The sequence below is a fragment of the Nesterenkonia sp. AN1 genome (assembly GCF_000582475.1).
Lineage (GTDB): Bacteria > Actinomycetota > Actinomycetes > Actinomycetales > Micrococcaceae > Nesterenkonia > Nesterenkonia aurantiaca.
Window position 1 is genome coordinate 1 of record NZ_JEMO01000011.1, and the last position, 11,735, is coordinate 11,735.

11 protein-coding genes, 1 tRNA gene and 3 pseudogenes are annotated in these 11,735 nt (G+C 66.9%); 11 read left to right on the forward strand and 4 right to left on the reverse strand.

What is annotated here, in order from left to right:
• From BG28_RS15640 to BG28_RS06745, 6 genes and pseudogenes are all read left to right on the forward strand, one after another.
• Positions 1-502, forward strand: a pseudogene (locus tag BG28_RS15640) (hypothetical protein); the annotation flags it as partial.
• Positions 503-728: 226 nt separating this feature from the next.
• Positions 729-1,157, forward strand: a complete 429-nt coding sequence (locus BG28_RS06725; RefSeq protein WP_051501113.1) for a hypothetical protein — start codon at positions 729-731, stop codon at positions 1,155-1,157.
• Positions 1,154-1,654 (forward strand): cytochrome b5-like heme/steroid binding domain-containing protein, encoded by a 501-nt coding sequence (locus tag BG28_RS15830; protein ID WP_051501114.1) that lies wholly within the window; start codon positions 1,154-1,156, stop codon positions 1,652-1,654. The genes BG28_RS06725 and BG28_RS15830 overlap by 4 nt, the downstream gene beginning before the upstream one ends.
• 128 nt (positions 1,655-1,782) lie before the next feature.
• A complete protein-coding gene (locus tag BG28_RS06735) occupies positions 1,783-2,460 on the forward strand; it encodes a hypothetical protein (RefSeq protein ID WP_036475193.1) in 678 nt (225 codons plus the stop codon).
• On the forward strand, positions 2,457-3,548 hold the full coding sequence (locus BG28_RS06740) for a biotin/lipoate A/B protein ligase family protein (protein ID WP_036475195.1): 1,092 nt from the start codon (positions 2,457-2,459) through the stop codon (positions 3,546-3,548). The genes BG28_RS06735 and BG28_RS06740 overlap by 4 nt, the downstream gene beginning before the upstream one ends.
• A gap of 108 nt (positions 3,549-3,656) precedes the next feature.
• Positions 3,657-3,741, forward strand: a tRNA-Leu gene (locus BG28_RS06745).
• A gap of 206 nt (positions 3,742-3,947) precedes the next feature.
• On the opposite strand, the gene BG28_RS14355 is transcribed toward BG28_RS06745, so the two are convergent.
• The 3 genes from BG28_RS14355 to BG28_RS06760 all read right to left on the reverse strand — a co-directional run bounded on the left by BG28_RS14355 (position 3,948) and on the right by BG28_RS06760 (position 6,157).
• A complete protein-coding gene (locus BG28_RS14355; protein ID WP_051501115.1) occupies positions 3,948-4,736 on the reverse strand; it encodes a maleylpyruvate isomerase family mycothiol-dependent enzyme in 789 nt (262 codons plus the stop codon).
• A 9-nt stretch (positions 4,737-4,745) separates the two neighbouring features.
• On the reverse strand, positions 4,746-5,363 hold the full coding sequence (locus BG28_RS06755) for a TetR/AcrR family transcriptional regulator (protein ID WP_084479529.1): 618 nt from the start codon (positions 5,361-5,363) through the stop codon (positions 4,746-4,748).
• Positions 5,364-5,515: 152 nt separating this feature from the next.
• Complete coding sequence (locus BG28_RS06760) at positions 5,516-6,157, reverse strand: hypothetical protein (RefSeq protein ID WP_036475197.1); 642 nt, start codon at positions 6,155-6,157, stop codon at positions 5,516-5,518.
• A gap of 110 nt (positions 6,158-6,267) precedes the next feature.
• On the opposite strand from BG28_RS06760, the pseudogene BG28_RS16200 reads away from it, so the two are divergent.
• The 3 genes and pseudogenes from BG28_RS16200 (at position 6,268) to BG28_RS06775 (ending at position 9,927) form a co-directional block, all read left to right on the forward strand.
• Positions 6,268-7,095 (forward strand): annotated as a pseudogene (locus BG28_RS16200) (FtsW/RodA/SpoVE family cell cycle protein).
• A 287-nt stretch (positions 7,096-7,382) separates the two neighbouring features.
• Positions 7,383-8,717 carry a M20/M25/M40 family metallo-hydrolase gene (locus BG28_RS06770; RefSeq protein ID WP_036475200.1) on the forward strand — a complete coding sequence of 445 codons (1,335 nt, stop codon included), beginning with the start codon at positions 7,383-7,385 and terminating at the stop codon, positions 8,715-8,717.
• Between the two features lie 50 nt (positions 8,718-8,767).
• Positions 8,768-9,927, forward strand: a pseudogene (locus BG28_RS06775) (acyl-CoA dehydrogenase family protein).
• A gap of 84 nt (positions 9,928-10,011) precedes the next feature.
• Here BG28_RS06775 and BG28_RS06780 read toward each other — a convergent pair.
• Positions 10,012-10,230 carry a DUF5703 family protein gene (locus BG28_RS06780; protein WP_036475243.1) on the reverse strand — a complete coding sequence of 73 codons (219 nt, stop codon included), beginning with the start codon at positions 10,228-10,230 and terminating at the stop codon, positions 10,012-10,014.
• A gap of 143 nt (positions 10,231-10,373) precedes the next feature.
• Between BG28_RS06780 and BG28_RS06785 the strand changes: the two genes are divergently transcribed.
• Both BG28_RS06785 and BG28_RS06790 read left to right on the forward strand, forming a co-directional pair.
• On the forward strand, positions 10,374-10,718 hold the full coding sequence (locus BG28_RS06785) for a hypothetical protein (RefSeq protein ID WP_036475202.1): 345 nt from the start codon (positions 10,374-10,376) through the stop codon (positions 10,716-10,718).
• Between the two features lie 125 nt (positions 10,719-10,843).
• Complete coding sequence (locus BG28_RS06790) at positions 10,844-11,671, forward strand: undecaprenyl-diphosphate phosphatase (RefSeq protein WP_036475205.1); 828 nt, start codon at positions 10,844-10,846, stop codon at positions 11,669-11,671.
• The last annotated feature ends 64 nt before the right edge of the window (positions 11,672-11,735 follow it).

Below are 11,735 nucleotides of genomic sequence, written 5' to 3' on the forward strand. Positions count from 1 at the left end.
CGGACCCGACGCTGACGTCGATGGCGACGGCGCCATCAACGTCGAAGAAGGCGCACCCTTCTACGGCGGCATCGGCACCTCACTGACCACCGAAGGCGACACCTCACCAGACTCCGGCCTGGCCGTGGAACGCTTCCCCGGTGGTTCTAGCTACACCTACGAACGTGACCTCGAGATCGCCGATGACGTGCTGGCCTCCATCGTTGATGGCACCGGCGTCATCGTGGTCCACGGCGTGGACCCGACCCTGCTGACCGAGGAAGCCGCGAACAAGCAGTCCGAGCTCGATGAGTCACTGCCCAACGCAGCGACCCTGCCAGCTGCCTGTGGCACGCTGACCGCTTCACAGATGGACGGGATGCCTGAAGGCGGCGCCGACACCGGCGTTGCCGGTGGTTCCCAGGGTGCAGGCATGGCCATGGCCGCCGGTGGCGGCGTGCTCGCCCTCGGCGCGATCGGAGCCGGCGCGTACTTCATGCGCCAGCGCCCCACCGAGTCCTGAGCCTCACGCCCGCTGAAGGGCATGTAGGTTGCCAGCTCGGTCGCGTCTCCACCTCAAGGGTGGCGACCGGCATCGCTGACCTGGCCTCGACTGAGGCCACAGCTTGAGGGTGGCCCCGTGGATCCGAGAGGTTCCGTGGGGCCACCTCCTGTATGTCCAGCCAGCAGATTGGGCACTCCGGCCCCGGCTGGGCGACGCAGACCCGGAAGGAAGATGAGCTCACACCATGACCTCCCCGCACTTACTTCTCGTCCTCGTGCGAGGCTTGTGCCTGATCAATCTTGGAGCCCTGGGGCTCCTCTTCGGCTCAGCAGGGTTGTACATCCAGGACTTCCGCGGACTGGACGTCCACGGCCTGGGGGCCATCGGGCTCCACGTCACCTCCGGATTGCTGGCGGTGGCGCTCCTGCTCATGGTCAAGGTTTCCAAGACTGGCCGCGTCCCCACAGTTCTCGCGGTGGCCACCTTTGGGTTGTCGTTCCTGCAGGCTGCCATCGGCAGCACCATGACCCTCGCGGGGCACGTCAGCGGAGCACTGCTGCTCACGGTGATGCTCACCTGGGTCACCGCCTGGGCCTTCTCGTCGCGGCGGCGCGGCGAGGAACACCGGAGAACCGAAACAAGAAATCACTCGCTAGAAGGAGCATCCTCATGAGCATCAACGATCAGAAGACCCTTCGGAGGAAGTTCCTCCTGGCTCCAGCAGCAACGGCAAGCCTGCTGCTGCTCGCCGCATGCGGCCAGAGTGAGAGCCCAGAGCCGGATGCCCCGGAGACCGAGGAGACCGAGGCTGTCCAGTCGGAGGAGACCGACGCCGGGGCGCCGGAGGACGCTACCGAGGAGGAAGATGCCGAGGCCGAGGCGCCGGAGGACGCGACCGATGACGAGGATGCCGAGGCCGGGGAATCCGCCGAGGGGGTTCTCACGATGGAGGAAGTCGAGCAGAACGACTCCCCGGACTCGTGCTGGACCGTCATGAGCGGGACGGTCTACGACCTCACCGACTGGATCGATCAGCACCCAGGTGGAGCAGATCGAATCGAAGGCTTGTGCGGCACTGACGCGGCGGCCGCCTTCGAAGCACAGCACGGGGACCAGGACGGCCCCGAAGGACAGCTCGCCGAGTTCGAGATCGGCACCCTGGCCGACTGAGCAGCTCAGCGCGAGGGTGAAACGGGTCTGGCACCTGCTCGCCCGCTTCGGTCGGCAACCCATGAACTGAGGGCTTCTACGACAGGAAGACCCTATGGCTGGCCCGTCAGGGGCCACTAGAATGAGTCATGGCTCAGACCGGCCGGACCACTGTCGCGGCGGTGTTGCTCGTCCTGACGGCAGCACTGGCGCTGCTGGGGGTGCTGGTCCACCACAGTTTCCTTCTCGAGTACGGCGTCATCACTGATACTGCCTTCGAGGGCCTGGTCTGGGGTTTGACGGCCGGTTTCTCCGGTGTCGCTCTGGTTGTGGTCGGCGTCGTCGCGGTGTTCGTCCTGGTGCTCTCGCCGCGAATCTGGATCCGGTTCACCGCCATCGTGATCCCGGTGCTGATGCTCCTCGCGATGTTCGCTCTCAGCCCTGTGGCGCTCCGGCAGAAGATCGAGGCTCAGTACGACTTGGTTCCGCAATGCGTGACCGAAGGCTCGGGGGAGCCCGCGAGCACTGCGGAGCGTGAGTCGCAGCAGGCGTTCGACTCCATCGAGCACATCGGCCACTTCAGCCGGGGTGGCGCCAGCGGTGTCGATGGCTGTGACCGCAGCCTGGAGGTCTCCGAGGAGATCGATGTGCTCGGGCACTACCGCGCAGCGCTCCCGGAGGCCGGTTGGGAAGTGGTCGAGGACGACGGGCGCCATCTCCGCGCCGAGCGGGAAGGCATGGCGTTCGAGGTCGCGCTCGGGCCCGGAGGTGGGGTCGTCTGGGCCGGAACAGACGAGGGTGCCAGCGCCCATAGGATTGACCCATGACGGACACGCATCAGCAGCACGGGGAGTACAAGGTCGTGGGCGGCAAGCTCGTCGTCGTCGACCTGCACACCGACCTCGACCCCCGGATCCACCCGCGCGAGGCGAAGATCACCGCCGCCTCGGTCAACGGTGACTTCTTCCTGGAGCCCGATGAGGCGCTGGGCTCGCTCAACGCCGCGCTGATCGGGCTGCCGACCCGGGCGACCCGGGAGGAGATCGCCGAATCCGTGCGCGCCCAGCTGCCCGCGGAGGCGCAGATGTTCGGCTTCGACGAATATGCCATCGCCACCGCGGTGCGTCGTGCGCTGGGCCATGCCACCCGCTGGGAGGACCACGACTGGGAGGTCATGCCCGCGGTGCAGCTGCCCGTGGAGATGCACGTGGCGCTGGATCAGGTGCTCACCGAGGAGGTGGGCCGCGGGAACCGCCCGCCGCTGATGCGGATGTGGGACTACTCCGGCCGCGCCGTGGTGATCGGCTCCTTCCAGTCCCTGGCCAACGAGGTGGATTCTGAGGCCGCGCAGCGGATGGGCGCCACGGTGGTCCGGCGGATCACCGGTGGGGGAGCGATGTACATGGACGAGGGCAGCTTCGTCACCTATTCGCTCTCGGTGCCGGCGTCTCTGGTGGACGGGCTCAGCTTCGCCGACTCCTATCCGTTCCTCGACGCCTGGGCGATGGAGGCGCTGACCTCGATCGGGATCACCGCCTCCTATAAGCCGCTCAACGACATCGTCTCCACCGAGGGCAAGATCGGCGGGGCCGCGCAGAAGCGCCTGGCCAGCGGCGGCATGGTGCACCACGTGACGATGAGCTACGACATGAATGCCGATGACATGCTCCAGGTGCTGCGCATCGGGCGGGAGAAGATCTCCGATAAGGGGATCACCTCCGCGGCGAAGCGGGTGGACCCGCTGCGCAGCCAGACCGGGCTGGCCCGCGCGGAGATCCTGGACGCGTTCGTGCAGACCTTCGCGACCAAATACGGGGCACGGGTCGCCGAGATCCGCCCCGAGGAGCTGGCCCGGGCCGAGCAGCTGGTGCAGGAGAAGTTCAGCACCCAGGAATGGACCGCCAGGGTCCCCTGATCTGGGCGGATCCCGGGTTCGACGGCGAGTGCTGAAGCCCCCGATTCGCGGTCCCGTTCTGCGTCATGCTAATGTTTCTTGTCGTTGCCTTTGAGGCATAAACACGATGCGCGGGTGGCGGAATAGGTAGACGCGCTAGCTTGAGGTGCTAGTCCTCGTAAAGAGGGTAGGGGTTCAAGTCCCCTTCCGCGCACATCGGAGAACGAAGCAGAGACCCCGGTCTGATCTGGAGCAATCCAGTCGGCCGGGGTCTTTTGCGTGCCCGGACTCACCCCCCCTGCGTTGAGGGGCACCCCCCTGCGTTGAGGGGCTGATTCTCCGAGCATCTCATGCGGATCCAGGGTGTAACTGCTCGGTACTTCCGCCCCTCAGCAGCTGTCTAGCGCGGTGACGCGATGCTCAGAACGGGACCTGGGTGGTGAGCAGTCCCGCAGCGGGTGCCCGGCCGCTGGTGGCGCGGCAGAACTCGAACGGGTCCATTGAGATGGGCTCTCCTTCCCCGCGGTGGCCCCCGCCTGCGTTCCCACCGTGGCCGAACGCCCAGTGCCCTCCCGCGGGTCCGCTGAGCTCGAGGATGACGGGCCTCTGGTGACGCTGGGCCCACTCGCGGACGACGTTGTCGACGATGACCCCTTCGTGGTCGGCCGTGGCGACCATCGGCACGCCCGTGGCTCGGGTGATGTCGATCCGGTGCATGAACGGGTCGCGGGTCAGGATCACGTCGAACAGGTAGCCGAAGGTCCATCGCCCGTCGGCCTCCTCCTCCATGGTCTGGTTCCGCAGGAACCTCGGTGCGCGGCGTCGGTTGCGGACAGCCCGTGGGCTCAGCCTCCGGTACTCGCGGGCGACCTCCTCGGCAGTGAGTGCTGCGTTCTTCTCGACCTGTAACGCGGTGAGTGCGTCGATCTGCAGGCCGCCGCGGCGTCGTGCGCGCAGGGTGGCCGTCGCCTGCTGGCGGACCATCTCGGGCACCGAGGCCGCCATCTGGACCATCCCCAGCATGTGCCCGGCCATATCTCGGACCTCCCAGCCGGGGCAGTCTGTCGGCGCCGCCCATTGCTCGGACGTGAGGCGGTCCAGGAGATCGGCGACGCGCGCGTACTCGGCGGCGGCGAGCTGGGTCGCGAGGGTGCGGTCCAGCTGGGGGAGGCGGGCTTCCCGGGTCAAATCTTGCTGCTGGGTGCTCATGACTGCTCCTTAGGGCAGTGGGTGGTTGGGGACTCGCGGCAGGCCGAGGTCGTCGGCCAGCATGTCGATAGCACGGTCGAGCAGTTGAGCCCAGCGGTCTCCGCCGGGATCGTTGGCGTGTTGAGAATCCACCAGGCCGCCTACCAGCGCGGTGAACAGGTCGAGGTCCTCCTGTGCCGTGAGGTCGTGACGAATGAAGATCTCGCGAGCGAGGTCCAGCGTTGCGACGGCGGGGGCGTAGTTCTGCGCGCTCGGGGTGAAGCCCGGGATCGTCCGCAGGTTCATCAACTGATGTCGGGGGAGGTCGCTGACGGCGAAGTCGAAGAAGCTGCGCGCGAGGAATCTGAGCGCCTCGCGTGCGTCATCCGGGACCTGCTCCCGCATGGACTCGAAATGGATGAGGCATTCGACCCAGGCCTGCCCGAACATGGCGTCGTAGATCGCGTGTTTGGATCCGAAGTGCGTATAGAGCGACGGCGCCCGCATACCGACTCGCTCGGCCACCCCGCGCAGGGTGATCTCCGCGAGCCCCAGCTCACGCGCCATGGACCAGGCAGCAGCGAGGATCTCGAGCTGCGTGGCCTCACGCCGTTCGGCCTGCCTATCACGCGTAGTTCCACCTAACATAGTTAGGATTCAAGCACCGCTGCGAGCAGGCTGTCCAGGGTTCGGGTCCGCATCCCACCCCACGTTGAGGGGCGGATTCTCCGGGCATCTCATGCGGATCTAGGGCCCAACTGCTCGGTACTTCCGCCCCTCAACGGGGGAGAGGGCTTGGCTCAGCCGTCGTTCGCAGCCCACTGCTCCGCGCAGGTGCCACCGGCCGGATTCTGCTCCCAGTCGGCGCGTGCCTGGGACTGCCGCCATAGCTGCTTGTCGACCTCTTCCTGGGACTGTCCGGTCCTCACGAGAGTCGAGGTCTCGTTGCCTTCCCAGCAGGCGGCGTGCGCCTCCAGGTCTTCCCATTCATCGATCTGCAGGTAATCGGGGTGGCACAACGGATCCGGCATCGTTCCGGTGCCGCCCCAGTCCTGCGGCCAGCCGATCGGTTCGGCGCCGTCGTTGTGCGCGGCCTTCGCAGCCAGCGCCTCGTCGTCCGCACAGTGCAGATGGAAGACTTCATCGCCGTCGTCATCCTCGGGCGAGATGTAGAAGAACTCCACACCGTCGGTGCCAATGATGAGCTGCTGTCCCCCCGGGTGGTTCGCATCGGCATCCTCGGAGCCAGGCGCGCCAGAGGCCGGTGCAGCAAGCTCATCATCGCCATCGCCATCGCCATCGCCATCGCCCTCGCCCGCGGCTACCTCCTCGGACCCGCTGGAACTCGGCGCCGGCTCCTCCTCGGTGACCTCGGCGGCAGGATCCCCGGCCGCGCAGGAGGCGAGCAGCAGGGCCGCACCGAGGGCGGGAAATACAGGCATCCATGTTTTCTTCAACATGATCACACCCTACGCAGTTACAGCTATTTAGTGAACAACAATCGCTAATCTATTGATCCGGCTTGGACCGAAAGAATCTCAACGTGGCGCTGATGGTGTTGTCCTGCGTCCTGCTTGCCCTGATGGTGTTCACGCCGCTGGGGGCCGAAGCGGATGGCAGCACGAATAGGATCCTGTGGGGTCCCATCACCGGTCAGCCCTCCGAGGTGGCGCAGCTCGCGCTGGCCCTCTGGGGCTCGGCGGTGCTGGCGCGCAGAGTCCAGGGGGTTCCAGGTGTCACCCACTGGTTGTTCCCGTTGGTGGCTCCGGGGGTGCTGGTGGTGCTCTCGCTGGTCCTGCTGGGCGGGGATCTGGGCACAAGCTTGATCATCCTGGTGATCGTCGGTGGACTGCTGTTGACCGCCGGCGTCGCCGCACGCCGTCTACTGCTCACCGCCGGCGTCGCCGTGTCTGTGGTGGTCCTGTTGATGTGGACCACGCCCTACCGGATGATGCGCGTCTCTGCCTGGTAGCGCCTGAACTGTGATCACCCTCCGGCGCCCTGCCAGCAGTGGGAGCGGGGCTTCGAGGCACTCACCGCAGGAGGATTCCGGGGCGTGGGGCTGGGCGAGTCCCAGCACCGGTCGGACCTCCCAGAGGCAGAGCATGACTTCATCTCCAGCATCCTCGGCGAGGAGCTGGGTCTGCTGGGGGCGGCCGTCGCAGCCTGGATCGCAGGTCAGGCGTCTCTCAATATCGGCATGGTCACAGGCCTGCTTCCCGTGGCCGGAGTGCCGCTGCCCTTCATCTCCGCAGGCGGTTCGGCGCTGACCTGCGGGCTGCTCGGCGTCGGGGGCATCCTGAACTTTGCGCGCGGTCAGCTGATGTCCCGACACGCGGGAACACCCCCACACGCGCTGAGGGGCGGATTATGCGAGTAGATCAGCCTGTTCAGGGCCTAACTAGTCGGAGAATCCGCCCCTCAACGTAAAGGGTGGAGAAGACTCAGCGGGCGGTGCCTGCGCTGGGGTTGCCGGGGCTGCGGCCCGAGCGGTTGCGGACGGTGCGGAAGACTTTGCGGCCGAGCCACATGAGGACTGTTCTGATGATCATGTTTTGGAGCATAGCCGAGGACACTCCCAAAGTGCGTATGCAACCTGAACAGGGCCTGGGAAGGTGAGACTCGCTAGGCTGGTGGCAGAAGATTCCCTACCCCAGGAGACGCCCTGTGAGCATCGCCCCCGGAACGAATCCCGCAGATCCCGCCGCCGCAGCCGAGACCGAGGTGATCGATTTCTGCCGCGACCTGATCCGCTTCGACACCTCCAACTGGGGCGAGGGCAAGTCCAACGGAGAGCGCGAGGCTGCGGAGTACTGTGCCGCAGTCATGCGCCAGGCCGGGCTCGAGCCGGAGATCTACGAATCCGCTCCCGGGCGCACCTCCGTGGTGGCCCGCATGAAGGGTGCCGACCCGGAGCTGGGCGCGCTGGTGGTGCACGGGCACCTCGACGTCGTCCCGGCCCAGGCGCAGGACTGGCAGGTCGACCCCTTCGCCGCCGAGATCCGCGACGGGATGATCTGGGGCCGCGGCGCGGTGGATATGAAGGACATGAACGCCATGATCCTGGCCGCGATGCTGCGGATGCACCGCGAGGGCCACCAGCCCCAGCGCGACCTGATCTTCGCCTTCTTCGCCGATGAGGAGGACAACGGCAACTTCGGCGCCAAGTGGATGGTCAAGCATCACCCGGAGGTCTTTGACGGCGCCACCGAGGCGATCAGCGAGGTCGGCGGGTTCTCCACCGACGTCGCGGGTCAGCGCGCCTACCTGATCCAGACCGGAGAGAAGGGTCTGCACTGGACCAAGATGACCGCCTCCGGCACCGCCGGGCACGGTTCGGCCATCCACAGCGACAACCCGGTGGTCCGGCTCGGCGCCGCAGTGGCGGCCATCGGTGAGCACGAGTGGCCGCTGGACTACACCAAGACCACCCGGGCGCTGATGGAGCAGCTCTCCGAGCTCACCGGGATCCCCTTCGACGAGAAGGACCCCTCGAAGCTTCTCGAGGCCACCGGCAGCGCCTCGAAGTTCATCGCCGCCACGCTGCGCAACACCTCGAACCCGACGCTGCTGGAGGGTGGATATAAGCACAACGTGGTCCCCGGCTCCGCCTCGGCGCTGGTGGACGCGCGCACCCTGCCGGAACAGGATGACCAGGTCGCCGCGAAGCTCAAGGAGCTGGCCGGCGAGAAGGTCAGCTTCGAGCTGCTCAACGGCGGGCCCTCGCTGGAGGTCCCGTTCTCCGGGCTGCTGGTCGAACAGATGGTCGCCTCGCTCAAGGCCGAGGACCCCGAGGCCGTGGTGCTGCCCTACATGCTCGGCGGCGGCACCGACAATAAGCACCTGGCCTCGCTGGGCATCTCCGGCTACGGCTTCGCCCCGCTGCAGCTGCCTGCCGACCTGGACTTCACCGGCATGTTCCACGGTGTGGACGAGCGCGTGCCCACCGAGGCGCTGACCTTCGGGGTCCGGGTGCTGCACCGCTTCCTCGCCGCCCAGTAAGCAGCCCGGAAGACACTCCCGACGACACCCACCCACCGCAGGAGCCCACCATGGACCCCATCACCGCCGTGCTGACCCCGCAGCTGCTGGCGCGCATCGCGGAACGCGCCCCGGGCTACGACGCCCGCAACGAGTTCTGCCACGAGGACCTCGCCGAGCTCACCGAGGCCGGGTACCTGCGCGCCATGGTCCCGACCGAGCAGGGCGGGCTCGGCTGGGACCTGCGACCCTGGTCGCCGCGCAGCGCCGGCTCGCCGCCGCCGCACCGGCCACGGCGCTCGCGGTGAACATGCACCACATCTGGGTGTCCGTGGCACGCAGCATGGTCAGCGGCGGGCACACAGCCTTCGAGCAGGTCCTGACCGAGGCCGCCGCCGGGGAGATCTTCGCCTTCGGCATCTCCGAGGCCGGCAACGACGCGGTGCTCTTCGACTCCACCACCCATGCCGAGGTGCACGAGGACGGCGCGGTCAGCTTCACCGGCACCAAGATCTTCACGACCCTGTCTCCGGTCTGGACCAGGCTGGGTCTGTTCGGCAAGGACACCTCCGCCACCGGGACAGAGGGGGAGACCCCGCTGATCTTCGGGTTCCTGGAGCGGGAGGCTCCAGGCTGGCGCACCCTCGAGAACTGGGACACCCTCGGGATGCGCGCCACCCAGTCCCACGCCACAGTCCTGGAAGGTGCCCGGATCCCGGCGGAGCGGATCGTGCGACGGCTCCCGGTGGGCCCGAGCCCGGACCCGCTGGTCTTCGCCATCTTCTCCTCGTTCCTGACCCTGCTCGCCGCGGTCTACACCGGGATCGGAGACCGCGCGCTGAGCCTGGGTGCGGAGCTGGTCGCCCAGCGCCGCTCGCTGCTCAGCGGGGAGACCATGGATCGGGACCCCGACGCCCGGTACAAGCTCGCCGAGGCGCAGCTGGCCCAGCTGTCCCTGGACTCCCAGCTGCGCGGACTCGCCGCAGAGATCGAGGCCGGAGCCGAGCATGGCGCCTCCTGGTCACCTCGACTGGCCGCGCTGCGCACCAACGCCACCCGCACCGCCCGCAAGGTGCTGGACCTGGTGCTGGGCGTCAGCGGGGGAGCGCAGTACCACCGCGAGTCCGAGCTCAGCCGGCTCTACCGCGACGCCCTGGCCGGGATCCATCACCCCTCCGACGACGAATCGGCGCACCGCACGCTGGCGAACTACACCCTCGGCCCGCTCTGAGCAGAGCCTCGCTGGGCCGGTCCGGCCCGGCAGAAGCGACCGGTCCGACACAGACCGCGCGAGCGCCTCGACCCCCGGCGGAAACTACATCGTGCGCTGGACCCGCATCACCCGACGGCGCAGCCAGTATCGGCGCAGTCCGCCGGTGTAGATCATGGAGCGGCGCAGCTCCCATTTGCCGTACTCTGCGTGCTCGGTGACCCGGCGCCGAACCTCCTTCAGCGACTCCTGCGGCTGGCAGGTGATGACCATGTACTCCCAGGTGGGGCCGGCGTCGTCGGTCGTGGTGTAGAGCTCAGCCATGGGCTGGGACCACCAGTTCTGCTGGGTCATCAGGGGTTCACCTTCACTTTCGTGGGGAGGCTTCAGCCTACGTCGTAGCGAGTCTCCATCCGAGGTCTGAACCAGGACTTACCGAAGTGGTCTCTCGTTGGTACGGTGAGCATATGACTATGGATCCTCGCGTGGCACTCAACGCGCTGACGAACGCTCTCGAAGAGCACCTCTCCGCCTCGATGAACCGCCGGGGGAACGAGGATCCCTCAGTGGAGTCCGCGTTCTACAACATCTCCGACGCCTTCGAGGCCTACGAGGACGCGCTCTTCGCCGCCAGCGGCGAGGTCACCCCGCTGGACCTCTATGACGAGGACGACAGCGACGAGGACGACAGCGATGACGACGGCGACTACGACGATGAAGACGAGAACAGCGACGACGAGACTGACGACGCTGACGAGGATGCCGACGGCTCGGATGAGAGCTACGAGGACGAGGACGACGAGGAGCGCTGAGCTCAGCCACGCCTTCTTTTCTCAGAACACCCTCAGCCCGTTTCCAGGCCATTCCCAGCCATGAGTGATCCGCGCCACTGAAGTCGGTGTCCGGGATCCAGACTCCGATGCTCTAAGCTCGGCCTGTGCAGTGGATAGAAGCGATCATTCTTGGCCTGGTGCAGGGTCTCACCGAGTTCCTCCCCATCTCCTCGTCCGCGCATCTGCGCATCGTGGGGGAGTTCCTGCCCGGAGCCGCCGACCCCGGTGCGGCGTTCACCGCCATCACCCAGCTCGGCACCGAACTGGCGGTGCTGGTCTACTTCTGGCGCGACATCGTCCGGATCCTCAAGGCCTGGTTCTCGGCCCTGACGGGCAAGCTGCCGCACTCCGACCCGGATGTGCGGATGGGCTGGCTGATCATCGTGGGCACCATCCCGATCGTGATCCTGGGGCTGCTGCTCGAGGACATGATCGAATCGGTCTTCCGCACCCTGTGGCTGACCGCCACGATGCTGGTCATCTTCGGGGTGCTGCTGGCCTTCGCCGACGCCTATGGCAAACAGCGCAAACCGCTGGACCAGCTCAGCGTCCGGGACGGCATCATCTTCGGCTTCGCCCAGGCCATGGCACTGATCCCCGGAGTCTCCCGCTCCGGCGGCACCATCACCGCGGGCCTGCTGATGGGCTACACCCGTGAGGCGGCGGCCCGGTATTCGTTCCTGCTGGCGATCCCGGCGGTCTTCGGCTCCGGGTTCTACAAGCTCTTCGGCTCGCTGGGAGAGCAGACCGGCCCCTACACGATGGGCCAGACCTTGGTGGCGACGGCCGTCGGCTTCTTCGTGGCCTATCTGATCATCGGCTGGTTCCTGAAATACGTCTCCACGAACTCCTACACCTTGTTCGTGAACTACCGGATCCTGCTTGGCCTGTTCGTCTACGTGATGCTGGGGTTCGGAATCATCAACGCCTGATCGGCGTTGCGTAAATAACGACTCTCCTCCGGCGGCGAGATCTGCGGCAGCTCGACGCCGGAGA

Coding starts and splice junctions, on each gene's coding strand:
- BG28_RS06725 (WP_051501113.1), top strand. CDS start 729: ATGACCTCCCCGCACTTACTTCTCGTCCTCGTGCGAGGCTTGTGCCTG.
- BG28_RS15830 (WP_051501114.1), top strand. CDS start 1,154: ATGAGCATCAACGATCAGAAGACCCTTCGGAGGAAGTTCCTCCTGGCT.
- BG28_RS06735 (WP_036475193.1), top strand. CDS start 1,783: ATGGCTCAGACCGGCCGGACCACTGTCGCGGCGGTGTTGCTCGTCCTG.
- BG28_RS06740 (WP_036475195.1), top strand. CDS start 2,457: ATGACGGACACGCATCAGCAGCACGGGGAGTACAAGGTCGTGGGCGGC.
- BG28_RS14355 (WP_051501115.1), bottom strand. CDS start 4,736: ATGAGCACCCAGCAGCAAGATTTGACCCGGGAAGCCCGCCTCCCCCAG.
- BG28_RS06755 (WP_084479529.1), bottom strand. CDS start 5,363: ATGTTAGGTGGAACTACGCGTGATAGGCAGGCCGAACGGCGTGAGGCC.
- BG28_RS06760 (WP_036475197.1), bottom strand. CDS start 6,157: ATGCCTGTATTTCCCGCCCTCGGTGCGGCCCTGCTGCTCGCCTCCTGC.
- BG28_RS06780 (WP_036475243.1), bottom strand. CDS start 10,230: ATGGCTGAGCTCTACACCACGACCGACGACGCCGGCCCCACCTGGGAG.
- BG28_RS06785 (WP_036475202.1), top strand. CDS start 10,374: ATGACTATGGATCCTCGCGTGGCACTCAACGCGCTGACGAACGCTCTC.